Source organism: Sphaerisporangium sp. NPDC049002, from assembly GCF_040649355.1.
In the GTDB taxonomy this organism is placed as follows: Bacteria; Actinomycetota; Actinomycetes; order Streptosporangiales; family Streptosporangiaceae; genus Sphaerisporangium.
On record NZ_JBEZFH010000107.1, the window covers coordinates 1 to 23,843 of the forward strand.

The 23,843-nt window shown below is 73.7% G+C and carries 20 protein-coding genes and 2 pseudogenes; 5 read left to right on the plus strand and 17 right to left on the minus strand.

What is annotated here, in order from left to right; all coding sequences use genetic code 11:
* Positions 1–39: 39 nt before the first annotated feature.
* The 3 genes and pseudogenes from AB0B89_RS21270 to AB0B89_RS21280 form a co-directional block, all read right to left on the minus strand.
* A pseudogene (locus AB0B89_RS21270) lies at positions 40–87 on the minus strand (hypothetical protein); the annotation flags it as partial.
* Between the two features lie 16 nt (positions 88–103).
* A pseudogene (locus tag AB0B89_RS21275) lies at positions 104–988 on the minus strand (xanthine dehydrogenase family protein subunit M); the annotation flags it as partial.
* Positions 985–1,524: a 2Fe-2S iron-sulfur cluster-binding protein gene (locus tag AB0B89_RS21280; RefSeq protein WP_358555394.1), complete on the minus strand. Its 540-nt coding sequence runs from the start codon at positions 1,522–1,524 to the stop codon at positions 985–987. The gene AB0B89_RS21280 and the pseudogene AB0B89_RS21275, both read right to left, overlap by 4 nt.
* A gap of 225 nt (positions 1,525–1,749) precedes the next feature.
* Between AB0B89_RS21280 and AB0B89_RS21285 the strand changes: the two genes are divergently transcribed.
* Positions 1,750–2,379, plus strand: coding sequence for a cupin domain-containing protein (locus AB0B89_RS21285; RefSeq protein ID WP_358555339.1), 630 nt, complete (start codon positions 1,750–1,752; stop codon positions 2,377–2,379).
* Positions 2,380–2,465: 86 nt separating this feature from the next.
* On the opposite strand, the gene AB0B89_RS21290 is transcribed toward AB0B89_RS21285, so the two are convergent.
* Positions 2,466–3,350 carry a tryptophan 2,3-dioxygenase family protein gene (locus AB0B89_RS21290; protein WP_358555342.1) on the minus strand — a complete coding sequence of 295 codons (885 nt, stop codon included), beginning with the start codon at positions 3,348–3,350 and terminating at the stop codon, positions 2,466–2,468.
* Between the two features lie 145 nt (positions 3,351–3,495).
* On the opposite strand from AB0B89_RS21290, the gene AB0B89_RS21295 reads away from it, so the two are divergent.
* Positions 3,496–3,927 carry an Lrp/AsnC family transcriptional regulator gene (locus AB0B89_RS21295; RefSeq protein WP_358555345.1) on the plus strand — a complete coding sequence of 144 codons (432 nt, stop codon included), beginning with the start codon at positions 3,496–3,498 and terminating at the stop codon, positions 3,925–3,927.
* A 10-nt stretch (positions 3,928–3,937) separates the two neighbouring features.
* Here the strand turns inward: AB0B89_RS21295 and AB0B89_RS21300 are convergent, their stop codons facing one another.
* The 10 genes from AB0B89_RS21300 to AB0B89_RS21345 form a co-directional block, all read right to left on the minus strand.
* Positions 3,938–5,101 (minus strand): alpha/beta hydrolase, encoded by a 1,164-nt coding sequence (locus AB0B89_RS21300; protein WP_358555347.1) that lies wholly within the window; start codon positions 5,099–5,101, stop codon positions 3,938–3,940.
* Between the two features lie 3 nt (positions 5,102–5,104).
* Positions 5,105–6,250: an LLM class flavin-dependent oxidoreductase gene (locus AB0B89_RS21305; protein WP_358555350.1), complete on the minus strand. Its 1,146-nt coding sequence runs from the start codon at positions 6,248–6,250 to the stop codon at positions 5,105–5,107.
* An 88-nt stretch (positions 6,251–6,338) separates the two neighbouring features.
* Positions 6,339–6,794 (minus strand): TIGR04076 family protein, encoded by a 456-nt coding sequence (locus AB0B89_RS21310; RefSeq protein WP_358555353.1) that lies wholly within the window; start codon positions 6,792–6,794, stop codon positions 6,339–6,341.
* Between the two features lie 56 nt (positions 6,795–6,850).
* Positions 6,851–8,104, minus strand: a complete 1,254-nt coding sequence (locus tag AB0B89_RS21315; RefSeq protein ID WP_358555356.1) for an amidohydrolase family protein — start codon at positions 8,102–8,104, stop codon at positions 6,851–6,853.
* Positions 8,105–8,353: 249 nt separating this feature from the next.
* Complete coding sequence (locus AB0B89_RS21320) at positions 8,354–9,199, minus strand: glutamate ABC transporter substrate-binding protein (RefSeq protein WP_358555359.1); 846 nt, start codon at positions 9,197–9,199, stop codon at positions 8,354–8,356.
* A 13-nt stretch (positions 9,200–9,212) separates the two neighbouring features.
* The gene (locus tag AB0B89_RS21325) at positions 9,213–10,679 is read right to left on the minus strand and encodes a hypothetical protein (protein ID WP_358555362.1); all 1,467 of its coding nucleotides are present in this window, start codon (positions 10,677–10,679) and stop codon (positions 9,213–9,215) included.
* A gap of 1 nt (position 10,680) precedes the next feature.
* The gene (locus AB0B89_RS21330; protein WP_358555365.1) at positions 10,681–11,538 is read right to left on the minus strand and encodes an FHA domain-containing protein; all 858 of its coding nucleotides are present in this window, start codon (positions 11,536–11,538) and stop codon (positions 10,681–10,683) included.
* A 2-nt stretch (positions 11,539–11,540) separates the two neighbouring features.
* Complete coding sequence (locus AB0B89_RS21335) at positions 11,541–12,830, minus strand: VWA domain-containing protein (protein ID WP_358555368.1); 1,290 nt, start codon at positions 12,828–12,830, stop codon at positions 11,541–11,543.
* A complete protein-coding gene (locus AB0B89_RS21340; protein WP_358555371.1) occupies positions 12,823–13,737 on the minus strand; it encodes a protein phosphatase 2C domain-containing protein in 915 nt (304 codons plus the stop codon). The genes AB0B89_RS21335 and AB0B89_RS21340 overlap by 8 nt, the downstream gene beginning before the upstream one ends.
* A complete protein-coding gene (locus AB0B89_RS21345) occupies positions 13,734–15,734 on the minus strand; it encodes a tetratricopeptide repeat protein (RefSeq protein ID WP_358555374.1) in 2,001 nt (666 codons plus the stop codon). The genes AB0B89_RS21340 and AB0B89_RS21345 overlap by 4 nt, the downstream gene beginning before the upstream one ends.
* 7 nt (positions 15,735–15,741) lie before the next feature.
* Between AB0B89_RS21345 and AB0B89_RS21350 the strand changes: the two genes are divergently transcribed.
* Positions 15,742–16,215 (plus strand): hypothetical protein, encoded by a 474-nt coding sequence (locus AB0B89_RS21350; RefSeq protein ID WP_358555377.1) that lies wholly within the window; start codon positions 15,742–15,744, stop codon positions 16,213–16,215.
* Here the strand turns inward: AB0B89_RS21350 and AB0B89_RS21355 are convergent.
* The 3 genes from AB0B89_RS21355 to AB0B89_RS21365 form a co-directional block, all read right to left on the minus strand.
* A complete protein-coding gene (locus tag AB0B89_RS21355) occupies positions 16,190–17,380 on the minus strand; it encodes a hypothetical protein (protein WP_358555379.1) in 1,191 nt (396 codons plus the stop codon). The genes AB0B89_RS21350 and AB0B89_RS21355 overlap by 26 nt on opposite strands.
* A 220-nt stretch (positions 17,381–17,600) precedes the next feature.
* Positions 17,601–17,813 carry a hypothetical protein gene (locus tag AB0B89_RS21360; RefSeq protein ID WP_358555382.1) on the minus strand — a complete coding sequence of 71 codons (213 nt, stop codon included), beginning with the start codon at positions 17,811–17,813 and terminating at the stop codon, positions 17,601–17,603.
* Between the two features lie 55 nt (positions 17,814–17,868).
* The gene (locus AB0B89_RS21365; protein WP_358555385.1) at positions 17,869–18,909 is read right to left on the minus strand and encodes a GTPase; all 1,041 of its coding nucleotides are present in this window, start codon (positions 18,907–18,909) and stop codon (positions 17,869–17,871) included.
* Between the two features lie 121 nt (positions 18,910–19,030).
* Between AB0B89_RS21365 and AB0B89_RS21370 the strand changes: the two genes are divergently transcribed.
* The gene (locus tag AB0B89_RS21370; protein ID WP_358555388.1) at positions 19,031–22,486 is read left to right on the plus strand and encodes an AAA family ATPase; all 3,456 of its coding nucleotides are present in this window, start codon (positions 19,031–19,033) and stop codon (positions 22,484–22,486) included.
* 150 nt (positions 22,487–22,636) lie between these two features.
* The coding region (locus AB0B89_RS21375; protein ID WP_358555391.1) for a helix-turn-helix transcriptional regulator at positions 22,637–23,843 on the plus strand (1,207 nt) is incomplete at its 3' end.

Here is a 23,843-nt window from a genome sequence, read left to right on the forward strand (position 1 = left end):
GCGGAGGATCGTTGCCCAGGACAGTCCCGCCTGAAATCCTTCGAGACTGACGCGCTCGTAGACGCCGCGTTCGTCCGTGACCGGCAAACGGCCGGGCCCGGGTCAGCTCGGCGTCGGCGGCGCGGGCGAACTCCGCCTCCGTCGCGGGCGCCCCGCGCAGCGCGGCCTCCGCCGCCTCGGCCCGCCACGGGACGTGCGCGACGCCCCCGAGGGCGACGCGGCAGTCGCGCACCACCCCGCCGGAGACCTCCAGCGCCGCCGCCACCGACACCACCGCGAACGAGAACGACGCCCGGTCGCGCACCTTGCGGTAGCGGGACCGGGCCGCGAACGGCAGCGCGGGCAGCTCCACCGCCGTGATCAGGTCGCCGGGTTCCAGCACGGTGTCACGCTCGGGCTCGTCGCCGGGAAGGCGGTGCAGGCCCGGCATCGGCACGCTCTTCGGACCTTCGCGGCCCTCCACGTGGACCACCGCGCCCAGCGCCGCCAGCGCGACCGCCATGTCCGAGGGGTGGGTGGCGACGCAGCTCTCGGAATGGCCGAGGATCGCCAGGTTGCGGTGGTCCCCCGCGCGGGCGGGGCAGCCCGAGCCGGGGCTCCGCTTGTTGCACGGCTTGGTGACGTCCTGGAAGTAGGAGCAGCGGGTGCGCTGGAGCAGGTTGCCGCCCACGGTCGCCATGTTGCGTATCTGCCCCGAGGCCCCCGACAGCACGGCCTGCGCGAGCATCGGGTAGCGCCGCCGTACCAGGGGGTGGGCGGCGAGGTCGCCGTTGCGGACCGCCGCCCCGACGCGCAGGCCGCCGCCGGGCGTCTCCTCGATCGCGTCGGCGGCGATGCGGGTGACGTCGACCAGTGCGCCGGGTGAGACGACACCGAGACGCATGAGATCGACCAGGTTCGTGCCCCCGCCGAGATACATGGAGTCCGCCCCGGCCGCGTCCACCGCCGCCCGCGCGGTGGAGGCGCGCTCGTAGGAGAAGGGCCTCACCCCGCCACCTCGCCGATGGCCGCGACGATGCCGGGGTAGGCGCCGCACCGGCACAGGTTGCCGCTCATCCGCTCGCGGATCTCGTCCTCGTCGAGCTTCACCGCCCCCTGGTCGGCGCCGAGGTCGGCGGTGACCGCGCTCGGCCACCCCTCGGCCGCCTCGGCCAGCATGCCGACCGCCGAGCAGAGCTGCCCCGGCGTGCAGTAGCCGCACTGCAGGGCGTCGTACTCGATGAACGCCTCCTGCAACGGGTGCGGCGTGCCGCCCTCGGCGAGCCCCTCGACGGTGGTGATGTCCCTGTCGTCCACGGTGACGGTGAGGGTCAGGCAGGACTTCACCCGCCTGCCGTCCACCAGCACCGTGCACGCGCCGCACTGCCCGTGGTCGCAGCCCTTCTTGGAACCGGTGAGGTCGAGGCGCTCCCGCAGCGTGTCCAGGAGCGTCTCCCGGTTGTCCACGGTGACGGGATGCCGCCCGCCGTTGACGGAAAGCCGGAGGTCGGCGGTGATCGGAGCCGGTGCGGCGTCCGGGGTCATGTCAGCTTCGCCCTTCACCCGCGCTTCCCTACCCCAGGTTCCACCCGCCCTATCTCACGAAACGTTCATCCCTGCCCCTTCGACCGGCAGGGTGCGGGCGCGTGGTACCACCTCGCCGGAATGGTTGTGGAAAGCGCAGGTTGGCACGGGGGCGTCGCCTGTTGTGAAATATGTTTGGCTGGATCAAATAGCGCGGCCGCGCCGCTCGATCGAGAAGGGCTTCCGGTGGGCACCTCGGAGCAGCAGGGCCGCGACGATCGCGACGACCGCGAGCGTCAGGACGCGGTCGGCGCCCGGATGCGCCGGTTCCGGAAGGAGCGCGGCCTCACCCTGCGCGGCCTGTCCACCCGTTCCGGGCTCTCGATCGGATTCCTCTCTCAGGTCGAGCGCGGCATCTCCTCCATCGGCCTGACCGCGCTGAACGGCGTGGCGGCGGCGCTCGACCGGAGCGTGGCGGAGTTCTTCGACGACGACCAGCAGGCGGACGGCGAGCGGGCGACGGTCGCCCGGCTACCGTCCCACTTCACGCTCACCCGCGCGGCGACGGCGGCCACCGAGTACGTGTCGGGCCAGCAGACCTACCGCATGCTGTCCGCCCGGGGGCCGAGCCTCGTGCTTGAACCGCTGCTCGTGCACATCGCCCCCGGCGGGCGCCGCGAGGACGCCTACGGCCACGCGGGCGAGGAGTTCGCGTTCGTCCTCGACGGCGAGCTCCTGTACGAGGTCGACGGCGTGGAGCACCGGCTGTACCCCGGCGACAGCGTCCACCTGCGCTCCACGGTGCCGCACGCCATGTACAACGACACCGACCGCGTCACCACCGTGGTGTCGGTGGTGACGCCCCGGCTGTTCTGACCCACCCGGGACGACGTTCGGTTACGTGGGACAGAACACCATGAACACCACCGCGTGGGCATTCGCAGAACGGGGCCGGGGCCGGCTCACATCACCGTGCGGGCCGACCACAGCTCGGGGAAGACGTCGCGGCTCAGGCTCCGCTCCAGCCAGCTCAGGCCGCTCGATCCGCCGGAGCCGGGCTTGGCCCCCATCGACCGGCGCACCGCCATGAGGTGCCGGTAGCGCCAGTCGGAGAATCGCTCGGAAAGGTCGGTCAGCGTCTCGCCCAGCGCCCACAGCTCGTCGCCCGGCCCGCGCCCGGCGTAGATCTCGACCCATGCCGCCTCCACGAGCGGGCTCGCGGCGTACTCCGCCACGGGATCCTCCACGGCCGGGATCGCGAACCCCCGCCTGGCGAGCAACGCCAGCACGCTGTCGTACAGGCTGGGGCGCTCCAGGGCCTCCAGAAGCTCGCGATAGACCTCTGGGCTGCGCCGATGCGGCCGGGTGAGCGGCTCGGACTTGTTCCCCAGCAGGAACTCCAGGTGCCGGTACATGGCCGACTGGAAGCCGGACGCCTCGCCGAGCGCGTCGCGGAACGCGTTGAACTGCTTCGGGGTCAGCCAGCTCAGCGCCCCCCAGGCCGCGTTCAGGGCCTCGAAGTACCGCACGCTCCGGGCGAGCACGGCGGTCGCCTCGACCACCTCGTCCGCGTCCAGCATCCGCTGCGCCAGCCGCCACTCCGACCGGATCAGCCCGAAGTAGAGCTCCATGACCTGAGTCGTCACCAGGAACGCGCGCTCCTCGGGCACGTCGGTGACCGGCCGCTGGAGCCCGTGCAGGACCTCCGCCGCCACGTAGTCGTCGTACGGGGTGCCGGACGCGAACTCCAGGGTGGGCGCGCCGTGCTCGGCCACCGCCCGGGAGCCACGCTGCCGCGCGCCCACCGCTCGTACCCGGGCACCTCCGGCCCGCCGTCTGCTCGTCATCGCATCCCCCTAGTTCACCTCCATGTTCACTTAGATAGAATTTTAGTGAAATGATGAGTCAGTGGCGATACGGCCGTTTCACTTTTGGAACGGAACGCGCAGGACGGTTTCGGTTTGCGGATGACGGAGCGTGACCGTGGACGCGATGGACTGGGCCCTTCTGGCCGAACTGCAGGCGGACGCGAGATTGTCCTACAGCGAGCTTTCCCGGCGGGTACACCTGTCGGCGCCCGCGGTCGCCGAGCGCGTGCGGCGGCTGGAGGAGACCGGGGTGATCACCGGCTACCACGCGCGGGTCGACCTCGCGCGGGCCGGGCGCAAGGTGAGCGCCCTGATCCGCATGTCGTGCTACGGCGTGCGCTGCGTGCTCAGGGACGAGAAGGCGCTGGCCTGGCCCGAGATCATCGAGGTGCACCGCGTCACCGGCGACACCTGCTGCCTGCTGCGCGTGGCCGCCACCTCGATGGGCGCCTTCGAGGAGCTGATCGACCGCCTGGCCCCCTACGGCCAGCCCTCCAGCATGATGATGCTCTCCAGCCCCATCCCCTGGCGCCCCCTCACCCCCGCCGACGACTGACGCGCGCTCGTCAGCCCGGACCGCTCGCGGGGGCACCGAGGCGACCGCCCATCTCGCGTGCGGTGGCCCGCCAGATCGGCGTGGCCGGATCGATCACGTCGAAGTGGTCGCCGGGGAGTTCCAGGTAGGACGCCTCCTGCCCCGCCGCCCGCGCGTACCTGCGGCTGGAGTCGAGCAGGTCGGGGTCGTCCGAGGAGCCCTGGACGACGAGCTGCGGCACCCCCAGCGGAAGCCGTTCCATCGGGCTGGACGCGGCGTACACCTCGGGGATCTCGGTGGCGGCGCCTCCCAGCGCGTCGGCGACGGCCCCCGCTCCGACGCGGCGCCGGTCCCCCTCCACCAGATCGAGCACCCCGGCCAGCGACACCGCGAGCGCCACCCGCGGCCCGCGTCCCGTGCCGCCCCCGCGTCCCGTGCCGGTCCCGCGCTGCGAGTCGGTCCCGCGCTGCGTGCCGGCCGCCGCTAGGAGCGCGAGCTGGCCGCCCGCCGAGTGGCCGACGACCGCGATCCTGCCGAGGTCCAGCGGGGCGTCGATCCCGCTCAGCGCCGCCACCCCCGCCGCCACGTCGCCGGTGGTGGCCTCCCAGCCGTGCGGGTCGGGGCGGCGGTACTCCAGGTTCCAGGAGGCGTAGCCCCGGTCGGCGAGGTCGATCGCGAGCCCGTCCATGAGGTCGGCCTCCCAGATCGACCGCCAGTAGCCGCCATGGACCAGGACCGCGACCGGCAGGGGCGTGCCGTCGGCCGAGGGCGGCAGCCGCAGCTCTCCCCACTGGTCGGCGTGCCCGCCGTACGGGACGCGGCGCGCGGGCCGCCGCAACCGGTGCACCGCGTGGCGGATGGCCCACGAGAGGCCGAAGACGCCGCGTCCCTGCAGGTGGGCGGCGCCTCCCGCCGCCGGGAGCGGGCCCACCCTGGCCAGATCGAGCCAGACCGTACGGGGGGAGAAGGCGTGGGCGGTTTCGACGAGCCGCCTGGCGGCAGGTTCGGGACCGGGCAGGGCGACGACGGCGCAGTCCTCCTCCGTGCCGTCGAGCGCGGCCCGCAGCGCGGCGACGTCGCCCGCGACCGTGAGGCGGCCCGGGACCCCGAGCCCGGCGGCCTCGGCCGCCGTCACCTCCTCCAGCAACCCCGCGTCCGCCACCAGACCGGGACCGGCCACGACGAGCACCCGCATGTCTCAGACCTCCACGTGCCGCGGTCGTCCGGTCGCCCGCGCCGCGCCGTACGGCCGCGGCTCCTGCGTACGGCCGGGCACGGATGAGGCGGCGCCGTAGGGCTGGGCGTCGTCCGAATGGTCCTCGACCTGCGCGGTCGTGCCGCCGGAGCGGTCGAGCATGGGAAGGACGGCGGCGCCGAGCAGTTCCACGCCCCGGTCGTCGTCGAGGCCGTGGGGGGTGCCGAACTCCACCCGACGCACGCCGGCGTCGATCAGCGTCTGCGCCTGCGCGGCCACCTGCTCGGGGGTGCCGGAGAACGCGAACAGGTCGAGCAGGTCGTCGGGGATCAGCCCTCCGGCGGCCCGGTGCCGCCCCGCGTCGACCAGCTCTCGCACCCGCGCGAGCAGGTCGGCCGGGATGTCGACGGTCGGGTCCAGCTCGGCCACGACCGCGAGGTACATGGCGACCTCGGTGCGCGCCCTCGCCCTGGCCGCCGGGCCGTCGGTGGCGACGACGGTTACCGCGCCGAGCACGACGCCGATGTCACCGGGGTCGCGCCCGGCCTCCTCGGCGCCGGCGCGGACCCGTTCGCGGATCACCGGCACCATCGCGGGGTTGGCGCTGCCGCCCACCTTGATCTCGTCGGCGACGCGCCCGGCCAGCGCCGCGCCCTTCGGCCCCCACGCGCCGAGCAGCAGCGGCGGGCGGGGCCGCTGGACGGCGTAGCGCAGCCGCGTGCCGGGCGCGAGGCGGAACACCTCCCCCTCATACCCCGCCAGGTCGCCGCCGAGCAGCCGGTAGACGACCTCCACCGCCTCCGCGAGCGCGGTGAGCGGCCGGGGCTGGGCGATGCCCACCTCGCCGAGCCACGTCCCCCGGGCGAGGCCGAGGTAGGCGCGGCCGTCCGAGGCCAGGTCCAGGGTCGCGAGCTGCCCGGCGATCTCGTACGGGGCGAGCGAGTAGGGGTTGAGGCACGCCGCGCCGAGCCGCACGCGTTCGGTCGCGGCGGCCATCTCCAGCAGCGGGAAGATCGGCGGCTGGTACATGAGGTCGCCGAACACGGTCAGCACGTCGAACCCGTGCCGTTCGGCCCGGCGCGCGAGCCGGGCGTAGTCGCCGGGCCGCTTGTCGCTCTGCAGGCCGAGCCCGATCTCGGCAACGTTCATCGGGATTCCTCCAAGACTTCCATGTAAAGCACGTCTTCATAGGTGGGGGCCGGGCCGTCATCCGTGAGGAGCACGGCGGTCCCCCAGGTCAGGTCAGGTCCGCGGAGTTCATCCGGCGGCGGCGGGTGCGCTCCACCCGCATCACCAGCCGCTCCTCCGGGTCGGGGCAGGCGAACAGCGAGTCCTGGGCGAGCCAGTCGCCCGCCGCGAGGTCGCGCTGCTTGGCCGCGAGGAACGGCAGCACCGCGGCGAGCGCGTACACGCAGAAATGCTCGCCGTCCGGCAGGCGCAGGTGCGCGCTCCGCTCCAGCTCGAAGCGGTCGCCGACCCGCATTCCGCAGACCGACCTGCCCTCGATCCGATCGACCACGACCCTCAGGTCGTACAACTCCATGTTCCCGGCCTCTTCGGGGACGGCCCGTTCGGTGCCACTCCGGGATTCACCGGCTCCGCCGGACTCCTGCGGCTCTCCGGGGCCGGCCCGCCGGCTTCCCGTCTCGGGTTCGGCGGGTCCCCTGCCGTCCCGGGCTTCCGGTTCTGACACGGTGAACCCCTCCTCTGGATCTTCCTGAGCGTGGTCCCGGCCGCCAGGCTCGCGCTTCACGAGGCCGGCCATCCGGCGAGGTCGTCGCGGACGATCTCGCCGCCCTGCATCACCCATCGGACCGCGCGGAAGGACGAAGTGGCGGCGAGCGGGTCGGCGTCCATCGCGATGAGGTCGGCGTACCGGCCGGCCTGGACGGTGCCGATGTCCGCGTCGGCGCCGAGCCAGCGGGCCGGGCCCAGCGTCCCCGCGTGAAGGGCGCCGGCCGGGCCGAGGCCAGCCTCCGACATGTACTCCAGCTCCCGCACCGTCGCGTTCGTCCCCTCGAACTGCCAGAAGGGCGGCATGTCGCTGCCGAGAAGCACCGGGACGCCCGCCTCAAGAGCCATGGCGTAGCTCTCCAGGTGCCGGGGGCCCGCGCCGAGAGACCGGCACTGCATCCACTCGGGCACCCCGAGCTCGTCGAAGAACTCCTTGCACCGCGTTACCAGCAGGGTGGGCACCAGGGCCGTGCCGCGCCCGGCCATCGCCGCCGCGACCTCGGGCGTGAGCTCGTAGCCGTGCTCGACGCAGTCGAGGCCCAGCTCCACGGCCTTGGCGATCACCTCGGCGGGGCCGGCGTGCGCGGTGACCTTGCGCCCCCACGCGTGCGCCGTGGCGAGCACGGCCTCCATCTCGTCGGCGAACAGCTGCGGGGTGTCGATCCGCTCGTGCTCGCCCGCGATCCCGCCCGAGATCATGACCTTAATGAGGTCGGCGCCCGCCTTGATCTGGGCGCGCACGCCCCGGCGGAACTCGCCGGGCCCGTCGCACTCCAGGGTGTCGGCGCCGTCGTGCCCGTGGCCTCCGGTGCAGACGAGGGCCCGTCCGGCCGTGAAGACACGGGGCCCCGGCACCCTGCCCGACTCGATCGCGCGCCGCAGCGCGAAGTCCGCGTGGTCCTTCTCGGCCACGCATCTCACCGTCGTGACCCCGCAGTGCAGGGTGCGGCGGGCGCCGTCCGCCATGTACAGGGCGAGGTCGTGCGGTCCCATGGCCCTGACGCTCTCACCGCCCTGGCCGGGCAGCGACAGCGACAGGTGGGTGTGCATGTTCACCAGGCCGGGTGTGACGTAGGCGCCGCCGAGGTCGACGCGCCTGACGTCCCCCGCCCGTTCGAGGAGCTCCTCGCGAGGCCCGGCGGCGGCGATGCGGTCGCCCTGGACCAGCACCGCCGCGTCATGGATCGGTCCGAGGCCATCGGCCGCCCTGCCGTCGACCACCGTGCAGTTGACGATGATCATGTCGCCCATCGGCCGGCCTCGATCCATGAGAGAACCCGAAGTTCATGAACAAGAGCGCGGCTTGTTCACCCGTAATATAGCCGTCCACACAGGATGTCCCACGCCACCCCCACCTCAGACGCTCCCCCTTGTTCACGAAATTTCACGAAATAGGCCATATGTCCGCTCGGGCGTGGGCGTGACGGCCCTCGCCGAGGACACGGCGGGCCGGCGGCGGCGCTCCGGCGGCCCAGACGACCTGGCCACCCGCGGCGCTCCGGCGGCCCGCACGACCGGTCAGCCGCAGCCCTCGAACTGCGGGACGGTGTAGCTGAGGGCCAGGCCGGACTTGGCGAACCACTTCTGCAGGAGCTTCTTGGCGGTCCCGTCCTGGTACATCTCGGTGATCGCCTTGTTGACCGCCTCGCAGCCGTCGACGTCCCCGGTGCGGATGCCCACGCCGTACCTCTCGTCGCTGAACGGCGCGTTGACGATCTTGGTACCGGAGGTGGCGAACCCCGCGAGGATCAGGTCGTCGGTCGAGACCGCGTCCACGGTGCCGGCCTTGAGGTCGCGGACGCACTCGCTGTACGACGCCGACGAGACCAGCGTGACGGGGATCTTCCGCTCCTCCTTCACCCGGCGCCAGGAGTTGGACCCGGTGACCTGGCAGAGCTTGCGGCCGCGCAGGTCGCGCACGTTGGTGACGCCGCTCTCCCCCGCGCGCACCAGCGTGTCCTGGTGGGCCACGTAGTACGGCCCGCCGAAGGACACCTTCGTCTTGCGTTCGGCCGTGATCGAGTAGGTGGCGACGACGAGGTCCGCCGTGCCGCCCCTGAGCATCTTCTCGCGCTCCGACGAGGGCGCCGCGACGAACGTGGCGGGCTTTCCGAGCTTGCGGGCGATGTAGGAGGCGACGTCGACGTCGAACCCGCTGAAGGTGCCGTCCTTCGCCTTGACCCCGAGCCCCGGCTGGTCGGGCTTCACGCCGATGACCAGCGAGTCCTTGTTGAGGATCGAGGCGCCGGCGCCGCAGGACGCGGCGAGCGGGATCGCGACCGCCGCGACCAGCGCCACGGCGGCGGCGCGCCGGGTATGACCTTCCCCGCGCCCCGCGCGGCGCTTCCGAGTGAGCGTGACCATCAAGACGTTCCCTTCAGCGGTACTCGGCGAGCCGGGGCCGGACACCGATGAGGATCAGCACGATGGCGGCCAGCGCCGCGGCCGGCGGCACCAGGTCCCACCCGCCGAGCGCGCCGTCGCCGTCGCGCACCGCGGAGTCGAACGCGTCGCGGTGCAGGGCCGTGAGCCGCACCAGGGCCTCGTCGTACGCGCCGAAGGCGGGTCCCATGGCGTCGTCGATCGCCTCGCGCCCCATCCCGCCCTCGGCCGACCGCCGTATCCGCCGGTCGTTCTGCTGGAACGCCTGGTAGCGCTTGAGCACCTCGCCGATGGCGTCGCGCTGGCCGGGCAGGGTGATGTGGGCGGCCTCCGAGCCGTAGAAACCGAGGAAGTCGGCCTTCCCGGGATAGGCGGCCACCCCGGCGTCCACGGCGGCGTAGTACTTGTCGAGGTTGCCGCCCGGGACGTACAGCACGGCCTGCGACTTGTCGAGGTACACCTGCTCGTAGGTGTCGGCGCGCTGCGGGTCGAGCAGGTACCTGCTCTCGTCGCCGTGCATGGTGTTGCCGATGGCGCGGGCCCGCGACAGCGCCAGCACCGAGTTGAAACCGTTCTCCTTGGCGTCGGTGAGCACGCCGCCCTCGTGGTGCAGGACGAGCACCGAAGCGAGCGTCAGCGCGCCGGTGACGAGCGTGGCGACCAGCAGCGGCAGGTTGAACGTCCGGCGGAACCTCCGGCTCAGGAAGACCTGCAGCACGACGAGCACGGCGAGCGCGAGCCCCCCGCCGAGGGCGACCCAGACGCGCCCCAACTGCACGGCGGACAGCTCGGCGAGGTAGGCGTGCCTGACGATGGTGCCGCTGTCGAGGGTCAGGTTGTACGCCTTGGGCAGCAGGTCGAGCCGCATCAGGTCGGTGGCCTGGCGGTAGACGTCGAGCACCGCCTGCGGGGGCGGCCCGGCCCCATGGCCCGACTGCTCGTCGAGCACCAGGGCGCGGGCGGCCAGCTGCTCGTACCGGCCGAGCCCGTCGAGCAGCGCCCGTACGGTCACCTGCTCGGTGGCGTCGCCGCTGGCAAGGTCGGCGGCCTGCAGCACGGCGCGGTCGGCCTGCGAGCGGCGCTCGTCGTAACGGTCGAGCGTGGCCTGGCGGCCCGGGCCGACCCCGGCGCTGCGGCCCGTGAGCAGCAGGTTGGCGACCTGGGCGTCCATGTCGCTCAACGCGAAGTACAGGTCGGCCGTGGCCACGACCTGCGGGCCCGCGGTGTGGCCGATGGCGTTCAGGCCGTCCTTGGCGTGCCCGATCGCGAGGGTCACCGTGGCGAACAGCAGCAGGACGGCCGCCACGGCGAGGGCCGCGAACAGGCGGATGCGCCCGGGGACCGTGCGCACCCTCCTGTCGCGGCGCGTGGGCGCGAAGCCCGGGGCGGGCGCGGGAGGCGCGGCGGGATCGGGGGCCACGACGGGAGCGGGGGCGGCGGACGCCGGAGCGGGAAGTGTCATCTCAGGCCTTCCGCACCGTGATGACGGTCCACGCGCCGACGTGCACGCGGTCGCCGTCGGCGAGGGGAACCGGGACGTTGACCTCCACGGCCTCGCCGTTCACCAGCGTTCCGTTGGCCGAGCCCGGGTCGACGAGCTGCCAGGTGCCCCCAGGCTGGGCGAGCAGCACGGCGTGCAGGTGCGAGACGCCGGGATCCTCCGGAGGCTCCGACAGGTCGATCTCCGGCACCATGGGCCGCGACTGCCTGCGCCTCCCGATGCGCATCTCCGCGCCGGTGAGGTGGACCAGCCGCTCCGGGCAGTACGGCGGGAACGCCACCCACGCCGCGTCGGGGCCGCCCTGCGCGATCATCGCGTCGTAGTAGGCGCGGTCGCCGGCGATCACCGCGACCCAGCCGCCCGCCGGGGCCTGCCCCGTGCCGCCCTGCGTCGCCTGAGAGGCGGGCTGGACGGGCGGCGCGGGCTGCCACGATCGCGGCGACTCGACGGGCTGGGCCGGCTGCCAGGACTGGCCGGGCCGCACCGGCTGCGCGGGCTGCCACGGCTGGGAGGGCGGGGCGGGCCGGGCGGAGGTCACCGGCTGAGAGGGGGGCGCGGCGGCGGGCTGGGATGTGCGGGCGCCGCCTCCGAGCACGAAGTCGTAGCCGCACGTCTCGCAGAAGCGGCCGCTGGGCGGCGCCCCGCAGTCGGGGCAAGCGCCGGGCTGCCCGCCGCCTCCCGGGGCACCGGGAGGCACGGCGGGACCGGCGGACGCCCCCGGTCCGGGCACGCCCTGGGCCGGGGTGCCCGACATCAGCGCGCCGCAGATGTCGCAGTATTCCTCGTCGGAGGAGTCGTGCCCTACGGGGCAGGTGGCCATCCTCAGTTCTCCGGGTCCTTGCGCAGGCGGACGGTACGGAAGGATCCCACGTCGAGCGCGATCTCGTCCGCCTTGTCGACGACGCGCTTCAGGCGGGCGGTTCCCGTCTCGGGATCGACGTCGATGACCTTCTCGATCAGCTTGGCGGTCGCCTCGTTGCCGGCCTCCTTGGCGATGCCGCGCGCCTTGCCCAGCCGCGCGGTCGCGGTCTCCTCGTCGCCGTCGTTGCGCGCCTGCAGGCCCTCCTGGATGAGCGAGGCCAGCTCCTGCTGCCCGGTGTAGTGGGCGACCCTGGGATTGATGCGGGTGGACTGGACGGGGTCGTCGCTCCACTGGGCGAGGATGTTGCCGCTGGCCAGCACCTGGCCGGTGCCGGGCAGCACCAGCTTCACCAGGCCCGCGCGCATCTCCTGGCCGACGTTGCCCGCCGGCACGCGCACGCTGACGTGGTACTCCCGCGACTCGCCGCCCCAGGCGCCCGTGGGGTAGTCGCCGGTCAGCGCGTCCACCTCGGTGCGGCGGCCGGTGAGGTCCTCCAGCGCCGGGGACACCTGCTTGACGAAGTTCAGCGTCGCCGCCCGGGGGGTCCACACGCGCAGCGCGACGTCGGCGACGGTCTTGCCCATCGACGCCTCGGTCATCGCCCGGAAGTCGGCCTCCAGTTCCTCTGGCCTGCGGATGTCCATCACGCTGCCGAGGAGGGTGGAGCCGATCCTGCGCACCTCGGCGACCACCCAGTCGGTGCCCACGCCGCGGCAGTCGCAGACGAACTTGCCGGAGGAGTAGGCGAGGTTGGCGTCGAACTCGGGGGCGGGCTCGTGCTCGTTCTTGCCGTCGGTCAGCAGGATGGCGTGCCTGATCGCGCCGGGGTGGTTCACCTGGTGGGCGCTGAACAGGTCGGCGGCGCGGCGCAGCCACCGTCCCATGGCGGTGCCGCCCTCGGCCCGCAGGCGGGAGATCGCGTCCTTGGCGGCGTGCCGGCTCTGAGCGTCCGCCGGGACGAGCCGCCCGCCGCCCGGGAAGATCACCTCGGCCTGGTGGTTCCCGGAGATCACCGCGAAGTGGACCCCGTCGCGGAGCGTGTCGACGGCGGCCTGGGCGGCCTTGCGGGCTTCGGCGATCTTGCCGTACGACATGGAGCCCGAGGTGTCGACGATGATCACCTCGGCCGCCTCGGCGACCGGGGCGCGTTCCATCGGACCGCTCGCCTCGACCGTGATGATCCCGTGGACCTCCTGGCTCCCCGCGGGCAGGTACTTGTTCTGGTCCACGCGAATGGTGAAGTCAGTCACTTCTCTCCTTCGGGAATGCCACCGTGGTGTCGGCCCGCTCCCCCTGTCCGAACGGGATGACCGCGACGGTGATGTTGTCGTGCCCGCCCGCCTCGTTCGCCAGCCGTACGAGCCGCCGCGCCGCCGCGAGAGGGGTTTCGTTCAACGCCGTGGCGGCCAGCGCCTCCGGCTCCGGGTAGTAGTTCCACAGGCCGTCGCTGCACAGCAGCACCACTCCAGGCCCGTCGGTGGTGAAGGTCCGGATGTGCGGCACGACCTCGCCCGCGTCGGCGCCGAGCCACGCGGTCAGCATGTGCGTGCCGGGGGTGGCGTCGTCGGTGGTGAGCAGCGCCGACTGCGAGCCGAGCCAGTACGCCCGGCTGTCGCCGACCCAGCCCACCGTGACGTGCCGCCCGGCGACCACCGCCGAGACGTAGGTGCAGGCGGGCGAGTCCTCGCCGGGCCTGGCCGAGAGGGCGACCGCGTCGGCCGCCAGGCGTACGGCCTCACGGGTGGCCGTCTCGGCGTCGTCGCCGTCGGCGAGCCTCTTGGCGAGGGTCGCCGCCGCGAGGTCGGCCGCGGCCTGGGACGCCTCGTCCGGGCGGGGGGAGGTCGACACCCCGTCGCAGACCACCGCCACGACCGACGCCGGCCCGACGGCGAGCAGGGCCATGGCGTCCTCGTTGCGGCTGTGCCGCAGGCCACGGTCGCTGACGCCCGCCGAGACCGGAAGCTCGATCTCGACGTGGTCGCGGCCCGTCGGCTGGAGCATGCCGCAGTTCTCGCAGTAGCCGTCCGCGCCCACGCTCGCCGACCCGCAGGCCGTGCAGGCCGCGCCTGCCGCCGAGGACAGGTCGTGACCGCACCCCTCGCAGAACGCCTCACCCGCGAGGACGCGCGTCCCGCACCGGGGACAGGAGCCGCTCACAGCATCGTCCTCGGGCGCACGGCGTTGGCCCGCCCGATGAGGGCGTGCCGGTCCTCGGTGGAGCCCGCCGACCTGGCGAGCGCGCGGTAGACCCGTTCCAGCTCGCCTCGCACGCCCCGCTCGTTCAGCGGGGTGCCGAGCAGCGTGCCGCCGCCGGACGCCGACTGGCCGGTGACGAACCTGGCGAGCGCGCTCTCAAGCACCTCCGAGGCGAGCCCGTCGCGGTCGCGGGAGTCCAGCTTGAGGTTCCGCAGCCGCTCGCCGGCGGCGACCAGCTCGGGCTCGGCCGGGGCCTGCCCCCGTACGGTCACCGCCACGGCGGCCACCTGGGCGGCGGTGCGGTGGATGGAGGTCGGGGGCACCTCGTCCAGGGCGTGGGTGGCTCCGGCGCGGTCGTGGGCGGCGAGCCGGATGCGCGCGAGGCCGAAGCAGGCGCTGACGAAGGAACGGTCGGTCTGCCAGACGGCCGCGTAGTGGCGGGCGGCCTCGGCGCTCGACCCGGCGGCCTCCAGCGCGAACGCGAGGGCCAGCCGGGGCGCGCTCTCGCCGGGGAACCAGGAGTAGAGCCCGTCGAAGTACCGCACGGCCAGGCCGGCGTCGCCCGAGGCCAGCTCGGCGACCCCCCGGTACCACCAGAGCCGCCAGTCGCCCGGCAGGTCGTTCCCCGCCGCCGCGTACAGGGCCTCGGGGACGGGGCGGCCCAGCTCGCTCAGCACCCTGATCAGCGCGAGCGAGGTCTCCGGGGTGGGAGGCGCCGACTCCAGCACGGCGATCAGCTCGTCGGGGTTGCCCGAGGTGAGGCCCGCGAGGAACCCCGCCGCGGGGTCGAGCGGGTCGACCAGGGGGACGGGCAGCGCGGACGCGGCGTCCAGCCGGGCGAGCGCCCCGAACACCTGGCCGGTGGTGGCCGGGGCCAGGTCGGTGCCCACGGCCGTGCGCTCGGGGCCGAACACGCCCGACTGGGCGCCGTGCGGGATGCCCTCTTCGGCGGCCCTGGTCTCCCTGAGCACGCCGACGAGCTGGTCGGACATCTCCCCGGCGTTCTGGAAGCGCCTGCCGGGGTCGGGGTCGGTCGCCCGGTGCAGGAACCGCTGGTAGGACTCGCGGGTGGGCCCCAGGTCGGGCAGCGGTGTGGTCGTGCCGCCGCTGGTGGGGCTGAACGGGTGGCTCAGCACGGCGAGCGTGCGGCCCACGGTGTACAGGTCGGAGGCCACCGAGGGGCCCTGGGACGCGATCTCCGGCGCCTGGTAGCCGACGGTCCCGTAGATCGCGCTGTCGGCGTCGTCCACGCGCCGCACGGCGCCGAGGTCGATGAGCTTGAGCTGCTCCTCCACCTGGATGACGTTGGCCGGCTTGAGGTCGCAGTAGAGCATGCCCCGGTCGTGCAGGTAGCCGAAGGCCCGGAGGATCTCCAGCCCGTAGGCGATGACCTGCGAAAGCGGGAGCGCCTCGCGGTTGTCGGTCTCCCTGAGCCGCTTGCGCAGCAGGTCCTGCAGGGGCTCGCCGCCGACGTACTCCATGACGATGTAGCCGACCATCGTCCCGGTGCCGGGATCGGGGTGGTTCACGAAGTTGAAGATCTTGACGATGTTCGGGTGGTCCATCGCCGTGAGGTGGCGCCGCTCGGCCTCGGCGGCGGCGAGCGCCTCCAGGTCACCGGTGTCGAGCAGGCCCTTCATGACGACCCAGCGGCCGTCGAGGTTGCGGTCGGCGGCCAGGTAGATCCAGCCGAGGCCTCCGTGGGCCAGGCAGCCCTTGACCTCGTACTGCCCGGCCACGAGGTCGCCGTCGCGGAGTTTCGGCGTGAACGAGAAACGCTGGCCGCAGTGCGGGCAGAACCCCTCGGGCCTGCCCGGCTGGCCGTCCCTGCGGCGGCCCACCGGCTTGCCGCAGTCGGGGTTGCCGCAGAAGCGCCGGTCCTCGGGCACCACGGGGTTGGCGAGCACGACCGCCGAAGGGTCCCGGTAGGGCACCGGGGGCACCTCGACCAGTCCCATGCCGAGCATGCCCCTGCGGGCCCGGGTGCTCGTGCGCCGGGAGCCGCCGCCGAAGCCGGTCGACGCCGCGCCGGACGAGCTGGTGGCGGCCGTGCCGGGGACGCCGATGGACGGCCTGGTCATCGAGCCCGGCGGCGGCCCGCCTGAGGCCGGCCCTCTCCCCGAGGGCCACGCGGTCGCGGGGCGTCCCGCGGCCGTACCGGAGGGCGGCGCGCCCTGGGAAGGCGCGACCACGCCGGAGGACGTCGAGGGCCACGCGGTCCCCGGACGGCCCGACGCGCCGACGCCGGGAGGGCCCAGCGGCGCGCCCTGCACGGCGGACGCGGGCCCGTTCGGCAGACCGCCGTTCCCCGGCCCCATGGAGGCCGGGGCGGGCTCGGGCGCGGGGGCCATGCCGCAGGTGTCGCAGTACCCGTCCACCACGGTCCCGGCGCATCCGGGTTGCGTGCACTTGGTCATCCGGCCGCTCCGATCCGAGTGATGGCCCGCTGGTACTCCGCGACCGCGACGGTGGCCCGCCGCAGGTCGCACGGCGCCGACCAGAGAAGGTCGCGCGCCGCTCCGTAGAGCCCGGCGAGCGTGACGTCCTCCGCGTGGCCGAGGCGCACGGCCTTCGCCTGGTAGGCGGAGAGCCGGCCGCGAAGCTCGTCACGGCGGCCGATCAGGCCGCCGATCGACTCGGCGACCCTGCCCGCCTGCGCGAGCGCCTCCTCGACGCCGCGTTCGAGACCGGTCAGCCGCTCGACCAGCTCCAGCCAGCGGCCCTCCACCGTGCCGAGCGCGCCGAGCCGGTCGCGCAGCGCGGGCGCCTGGTCGGGCAGCTCGGGAAGGACGGGCGAGGCGATCTTCTGGGTGACCAGGTCGCGGATCCGGCGCGCCTCGTCCTCCGCATCGGCGACGCGCGCGATGCGCTCGCCGAGCAGGCGTGCCCGTTCAGCGTACTCGTCGCGTACCCGCACGGCCTGCTCCAGCGCGGCGCGGCGGGCGGCCACGGCGGCGGCCGTCGCGTCCAGCTCGCCGCGGAGGGCGAGGGAGCCCAGGGGGTCGGTGGTGACCGCGGCGCGGAGGCGGACGGCCTCGGCGTCGAGGCGGTCGAGCGCGGGGTCGGGCGTGCCGAGCTCGCGCGCCAGGTCACCCGCCGCGCGGCGCCCGGCGTCGGTCTCGTCGAGCTTGGGGAGCAGCGTGCTCCAGGCGGCGTCCACGGCCCCGATCGTCTCGGCGACCTCGCGGTAGGCCTGGTCCATGCGGGCGAGGACGACGTCCAGGGTGATCCACTCGCCGACGGCCCGGAGCAGGGAGCGCTTCTCGACGGGCACGTCGTCGGGCTTGAGCTCCACCGAGGGGCCGGTGAGCAGTGTGGTCAGCGAGGCGGTGTCGGGCCTGCCGGCGGCCCTGAGCTCCTGGGCGCGGTCGAGCACCCGGCGATAGGTGTCGAAGAGCCACCACAGGGTGACCAGCCTGACCCGCGCCTGTTCCCAGCGCCGCCCGGTCTCGCCGGTGGGGGTCAGGCCCTTGAGCAGCTCGTGGCTCGGGTGGCCGTCGAGGTCGAGCAGGTCGCCGGCGATGCGGTCGCGCTCGTCCATGCGGCGGCGCAGGGCGTCGTCGATCGCCGCAAGGCTCATCGACGGGCCGGCTGCCCCACGCATGCCCAACGCTCCGCGCCTCCCCCGGTGTCGGACGGACTAGTCCATCTACATACACATTCTTTCCATAATTTGGAGGCGCGCGTGCGCCCGGGGGGGCCGCGTGGGCCGGTATTCGATCACATACCGGTCACATCGCCGTTACACAAGGGAGGCCGGCGGGGGGTGAGAGGCGTCTCCGCACGTCGCGCGGGCACCGAAGGAACGCGGGAAGCGCTGCGGATCAGCGCGCGACGAGCCAGTTCCAGATGCTCCTGACGACGTCGAAGCCCACGTCGGCGACGACGCCGAGCCGCCGCGTGACGGCCGCCTTGATGAGGTGCTCGATCGCGGCCTCGTCGCGGTACTGGACCGCGTAGTCGAGCCGCGTGAGGTACTCGGCGTCCTCCCGGCGCCTCGCCTCCACCGTCCGGAGGATCTCCTCGTCGTCGATCACGGCCGGTCTCCCGCACCCGGCGGGACGGCGGTTCCCGCGGGCCGCCGGCAGGCGGTCACAGGGGGAACCGGGCAAGGTCGAACGCCCTGACGCCGCGGACGCCGTCCCAGACCACGAAGTTGCCGTACTCCCGCATCGTGGAGACCGGCACGCCCGCCAGTTCGGCGGCGTCGTCCAGCACCCGCTGGAACCGGAAGACCGCGGTGGGCCCCAGCTTGTTGACCACGCTCACCATCAGCCGCGCGAGGTTGAAGCGGAACAGCGCCGAGCAGGGCAGGACGCGATGGTTGTCGCGCAGGCGGGAGAACACCGCGGCGTGCTCGGGATGGGCGGCGGAGTACCGCTCGCGCACCTGCTCGGTGAAATGGCCCCGATAGCGAACGGCGTGCCTGTCGAAGCTCAGCCGGTCGTCCGACACCGTGAACTCCCCGGTGTTGTACGTGCCGGCGCGCAGCAGGTCGCACCACGGCGCGACGACCGTCTCCTCGACGTGGGCGGCCCTGCGCTCCAGCCGGGCGGCCAGGGCCGGGCTGGGCACGAAGGAGCCGTGGGGCCCGCGCATGTCGAAGATCCACGGCGGCGGGGTCAGCGTGTCCGCCTTGGTGAGGACGAACGTCAGCTTGCTGACGACCTGGCGCCGCAGCTCCGGGTCCGCGTCCCGCAGGATCCGGTTCAGGCGGCGCGTCTCCTCGGCGGCCGACCCGCTGTCGGCGTGGACGGCCCAGATGACGACGTCGGACTCGGACAGCCTGTCCAGGTACATCGACCTGTACGCGAGGTCGGCGCCCGCCGACTCCCCAATTCCAGGCATATCCCAGAATGTCAGCGTATGGCCGGAATTGCCGGGAATAGAGATGACTCGCGGCTCACAGGTGGCCGGTTTCAGGTCTCCCACCGGCAACCGGGTGCCGAACAGGACATTGAGCAATGACGACTTTCCAACACCCGTTTGACCCATTATCGCTACACTTAAAGCCTTATTAGCCTCGGCGTCACGTTCCTGGCGTACGCTCTGCCTGACCTCTTCGAGCTGGCGCTCGTCGAGCGCGTCAACCGAAATTCGGTCGATCCTTGCCACGCGCTCACCCCACGTCATAGCGTTAACAAGTCTTTACGGCTGTTTTCTGCCACCGGCCCCATCGTGGCCATTGATCCTTGCGATGACCTTGCGGGGAAGGCCGTCGATTGCGAATCGCGAACCGATCCCGGCGGTGAACGTGGCGATATTCGATATCAGACTGCTCGGCGAGGTCTCGATCCTGGTGGACGGAGCGCCGAGGAAGCTCCTCCCGCAGACGGCCAAGGCCCTCGCCATGCTCGTCTCGGCCAGGAACCCGATCCCGCAGAGCACCCTGGCCGCCGCGCTCGGGCAGGGCCCTGACTGGCCGGTCGCCGACGTGGCGCCCCCGCTGTCGCGGTTGCGGCAGGCCCTCGCGGGCAGCGGGCTCGACATCCCTCCCGCCAAGTGGTCGCACGCCTACGAGCTGGTGGAGCGGCAGGAGGGTCACCTGGCGGCGACGCTGGACGCCTCCCGGTTCGAAAGGCGGCTGCGCGAGGGGCGCGAGCTGTACGACGAGGGCGACCTCACCGCGGCCATGGCGGCCCTGCGCGCGGCGGCGGGCGAGTGGAGGGGCGCTCCCTTCGCATCGCTGGCGGCCGGCTGGAGCCTGCCGTGGGTCTGCGAGACCTACCGCGCCAAGCTGGAGGAGCAGCGCAGGGAGCTCGTGCGGCTCGTCGCCAGGATCGCGCTCCAGCGGGGCCGCTACGAGGACGCGGGCTTCCTCGCCGAGGGCGTCGTCGGCGAGGGGCAGGACGACACCACCGCGGTGTGGCTGCTCCGCTTCCTCACCACCCTGCGCGAGGACGGCGGGGCCGCGGCCCGGCGCGTCGTCGAGCGGCGCCGCCTCCACTCGCGGGGCGACGAGGCCGTACGCCGCGCCGACGACCTGCTGGCCCTGCACGAGCACGGCTTCGACGTAGGGGCGCCGCTCGGCACGGGCGGTGAGCCTGAGGAGCAGGGCGGGCCCCCCGTCCTCGTCGGCCGCCGGCGGGAGACGCTGGAGCTCTCGCGCCTGATCGACCGGCTGGGCGGCGGCGACCCCGCGGCCCTCGCGGTGTGCGGCGTGGGCGGCATCGGCAAGACCCGCCCGCTGAGGGAGACAGCCCGCGTGGCCGCACGCACGCGGGTGCGCATGGTGACCGTCATGTGCAGGGAACTCGACGGCCTGCAACCGTGGCGCGATCTCTCCGGGGCGCTCTGGGCGCACCTGCGACGCGACCTGTCGAGCCCCGCCGAGCCGATCAGCACCCAGGAGCGGGACACCCTGGAGAAGCTGATGTCCGCGGGCGCGCTCGGCGGCTCCCCCGTCCGGCCCGGCCACGAGCGCGACCCGAGGGAGCTGACCTTCCTGCTGACGACCCTGCTGCGCCGGGCCGCCGGTGACGGCCTCCTGGTCGCCTTCGACAACGCGCACCTGCTCAGCCCGTACGCCGAGGAACTGCTCCAGCACGTGAGAAGGGGGCTCGGCCCCGCCCCCGTGGGCTTCGTCCTCGCCACCAGAGCGGAGGCCGCGCACTGGAAGGAGGCCATGGACACGGTCACCGTGTCCCCGCTGACCCTGGACGAGGTGGGGCAGTGGCTCGGCCAGGTATGGGGCAGGGAGCCGACGCCCGGCGAGACCAAGGAGGCCGCGCGGGCCACCGACGGCCTGCCGCTGGAGCTGTGCGACCTTTCCGAGCACGGCGAGCCGCGCTCCGCCCGCGCCGGGGCCGGTCCCGCCTTCCGCTGGCTCGCGGCCGCCGCGATCACCGCGCTGGGCCTGGACATCGACACCTCCCTGGTGGCGCGCATGCTGGATCTCCCACCCGGCGAGGCCGACCGCGACCAGGCGCTGGCCGCGGCGGGCAACGCCATCAAGGGCCACGACCGGGTGTGCTTTCCGCACGACCGCTCGCGCGAGGGCGTGCTGGACGACCTGAAGCGCGATCCCGCCCTGGCCAGGGACCTGCACCGCCGCGCCTTCGAGGCCCTGTCCGAGCGCACGACCACCCTGGGCTGGGTCGATCCCGCCCTGCCGGTGCGCATCGCCCAGCACGCGCGCGCCGCCGGGGCGGGCGTCCCGCAGGAGCGCGCCGCCGCGGCCTGCCTGGACGCGGCACGGGCCGAGCAGCGCGGGTTCGGCGTCGAGAGCGCGGTCGCCTGGGCGCACATCGGGCTCGGGCTCCGGTGCGACCCCGTCACCCGCGCCGGCCTGCTGATCACGCTGGGCGACGCGCTCAGCGACGGCGGCGACATGGACGAGGCGGGACGCCGCTACCTGTCCGCCTACCAGACCGCCGAGGGGCTGCCGAGACTCGCGGCGGCGGCGGCCATCCGGCTGGCCCGCAGGTGGTCCGCGCCCGGCCAGGTCGACCAGCAGCTCACCCACCTGCTCCAGGCCGGCATCGCGGGGCTCGGCGACGACTCCGGCGAGGAGGCCGTGGCGCTGCGCCTGCAACTGCAGGCCCACCTCGCCAAGAAGCAGACGATGGCGGTCGGCCAGAGCGCCGGCCCGGGCGGGCCGCCCCCGGAGGTGGAGCTCGCCCGCGCCACGCTGCGGGAGCTTCCTGTGGACGGCGACCCCCTCGTGCGCTGCGAGGTCCTCAACGAGTGCCGGTGGGCCCTGTTCGACCACGCCCGCCCGGGCGAGCTGCTCGACATCGCGGCGCGGCTCCACGACGCGGGGATCAAGGCGGGGTCTGCCTACTTCCAGAGCGAGGCCATGGTCGCCCTGGCCATCGACCAGCTCAGGCTCGGGATGCTCGGCGAGGCGCTCGGCACCGTCGACAGCCACCGCAGGCACGTCGCCCGCAACCCCCGCGTGCTCGGCCCCTGGCTCCAGAACACCCTGGACACGGTGATGGACCTGTGGAACGGCGACTTCCAGCGCGCCGAGGAGCGCCTCATGGGCGAGTCCCGGCGCATGGTCGACGAGCTGGCCGCCGGTCAGGCCGTCCCCGCGGAGACGCTCCAGCAGACGTGGATGGGGCAGTACTACTGGCTGCTCCACGAGCGGGGACGCATGAGCGAGCTGTTCGGGTCGGGGCTGGCCCGGCAGATCGAGCAGCACGGGTACTTCCCGATCTGGCGGGCCGCGCACGTGCTCGCCCTGTGCGAGGCCGCCCAGTACGACGAGGCCGCCGACCGGCTCGCGGCCATCGTGCGCGAGACGTCCGGCCTGGAGGCGCTGCCGCCCCACGGATGGACGGTGCCGACGCTCGCGGTCCTGGCCGAGGCGTGCTCCCTGATCGCCGAGGCCGGCGTCGAGGGAGCCGGGCTGGACGCCCACGTGCCTCTGCTGCGCGACCGGCTGGCCGCCTATCCCGAGGAGATCGTGCTCGCCGGGTGGCCGACCGCGCTGCTCGGGCCGACCGCGCGGTTCCGCGGGCTGCTGGCGATGACCGCCGGGGACGCGGCCGGGGCGCTGCGCTGCTACGAGGAGGCGACGCGCATGGTGTCCGCCGCGCCTCCGCACATGGCGAGGATCCAGCTCGACCGCGCCAAGGCCCTGCGGCTGCTCGACCCGGCCGACCCGGCCGGGGAGGCGACCCGCCTGCTGCACCGCTCGCTCCGCCTGGCCGACCGCCTGGGCATGGCGCGGGTGTCCGCCGAGGCCCGCTCGCTCCTGGTGTGACGACGCCCCCCTGTACGGACCTCACGCGGCGGGCGCCCGAAGGCCGCGTGGCGAAGGGTTCATCCTCAGGTTGGGGGATGACGGACCCACGGGGACGGCGAAGGATGGGGGACGGCAGTCGTCAGGGCACGCGTGTCGGAAGGAGCCGCGATGATCGCCATCGACATCCCCCTTTGGGCCGCGCGGCTACGGGCCTGGCGGCGGGGCAGGCTGTGGAGCCGTGAGGAGCTCGGGCGGCGCCTCGCGGCCGAGGCGGACGAGGACACCCGCGACCGCCTGCCCGCCGGACGGGGGCTCACGGAGACCGTGCGCTCCTGGGAGACCGGCGAGCGGCGCCCGGGCGAGCGTCACGCCGAGCTGCTCTGCCGCCTTTACGGCGCGGGCGAGGCGGACCTGTTCGGCGAGAGCGGGGAGCCCGCCGGCACGGCGCTCTGGCACCACCTGACGGGCGTCCCGCTGGTGCCGGGCCGGTTCACACCCGAGGAGGAGGAGCGGACCGGCCGGGCGATCGAGAACCCGGCACGGGCCGACCTCCAGACCGTGGCCTACCTCGAAGCCCTCCTGGACGCCTGTGCCCGGTCCTCCCGCCGCCCGGCCGACCTGGCCGACGTCCTGTCCCCGGTCTTCACCCTGATCGAGGGCTTCCACGGCGACGCCAGGCCGTCCGTGCGCCGGGCCCTGATCATGCTCTCGTCGGAGGACGCCGAGACGATCAGCCGCATGCGGTACGAGGCGGGCGACCTCGGCGAGGCCCTGCGGTGGTCCGACCGGGCCCGGCGCGCCGCCGGCCAGTCGGAGGACGAGCGGTTGGTGGCGTACACGCTGGCCGGCCGGGCCGGGCTGACAGGCCCGCGCAGCGATCCCGGCGAGGTGGTGGAGATCGCCGTCGCCGCCCGCGAACGCCCGATCAGGGAGCACGCGGCCCCTTCCCCGCGCCTTGCGGCGCTGACCCGCCTGCGCGAGGCACGGGGCCACGCCATGGCCGGGGAGGAGGACATGTGCCACCGCCGCCTGGAGGAGTCCGCCGAGCCGCCCGAGGCCGAGCCGGAGGAGCGTACGAGGTACACCTTCGGCTACTCCCCCTCGCTGCACGAGGTGCTGGCTGCTGAGTGCTTCCTCGACCTCGGCCACCTGGACGACGCGATCGAGATCCTGGAACGGGAGCTCGCCTCCGCCCAGACGAGCGCGGCGACCGCCTACGACCTGGCCCGCCTGGCCCACGCGTACGCCGACGCGCACGAGAGCGAACGCTGCGCGCAGGTCGCGCGCCGCGCCGGTCTGCCTCGCCAGATCGAGCGCGTGGCGATCCTGGACATCATCGGCGACCACCCGCTCGTGACGGCGACCAAGTCGATGA

Bases quoted from the DNA above. Each gene is read 5' to 3' on its own strand.
- AB0B89_RS21295 (WP_358555345.1), top strand. From the start codon at position 3,496: ATGGACTGGGCCCTTCTGGCCGAACTGCAGGCGGACGCGAGATTGTCC.
- AB0B89_RS21355 (WP_358555379.1), bottom strand. From the start codon at position 17,380: ATGCGTGGGGCAGCCGGCCCGTCGATGAGCCTTGCGGCGATCGACGAC.
- AB0B89_RS21365 (WP_358555385.1), bottom strand. From the start codon at position 18,909: ATGACGTGGGGTGAGCGCGTGGCAAGGATCGACCGAATTTCGGTTGAC.
- AB0B89_RS21330 (WP_358555365.1), bottom strand. From the start codon at position 11,538: ATGGCCACCTGCCCCGTAGGGCACGACTCCTCCGACGAGGAATACTGC.
- AB0B89_RS21290 (WP_358555342.1), bottom strand. From the start codon at position 3,350: ATGACGAGCAGACGGCGGGCCGGAGGTGCCCGGGTACGAGCGGTGGGC.
- AB0B89_RS21315 (WP_358555356.1), bottom strand. From the start codon at position 8,104: ATGGATCGAGGCCGGCCGATGGGCGACATGATCATCGTCAACTGCACG.
- AB0B89_RS21280 (WP_358555394.1), bottom strand. From the start codon at position 1,524: ATGACCCCGGACGCCGCACCGGCTCCGATCACCGCCGACCTCCGGCTT.
- AB0B89_RS21325 (WP_358555362.1), bottom strand. From the start codon at position 10,679: ATGACACTTCCCGCTCCGGCGTCCGCCGCCCCCGCTCCCGTCGTGGCC.
- AB0B89_RS21345 (WP_358555374.1), bottom strand. From the start codon at position 15,734: ATGGGACTGGTCGAGGTGCCCCCGGTGCCCTACCGGGACCCTTCGGCG.
- AB0B89_RS21320 (WP_358555359.1), bottom strand. From the start codon at position 9,199: ATGGTCACGCTCACTCGGAAGCGCCGCGCGGGGCGCGGGGAAGGTCAT.
- AB0B89_RS21300 (WP_358555347.1), bottom strand. From the start codon at position 5,101: ATGCGGGTGCTCGTCGTGGCCGGTCCCGGTCTGGTGGCGGACGCGGGG.
- AB0B89_RS21305 (WP_358555350.1), bottom strand. From the start codon at position 6,250: ATGAACGTTGCCGAGATCGGGCTCGGCCTGCAGAGCGACAAGCGGCCC.
- AB0B89_RS21350 (WP_358555377.1), top strand. From the start codon at position 15,742: ATGCCCCTGCGGGCCCGGGTGCTCGTGCGCCGGGAGCCGCCGCCGAAG.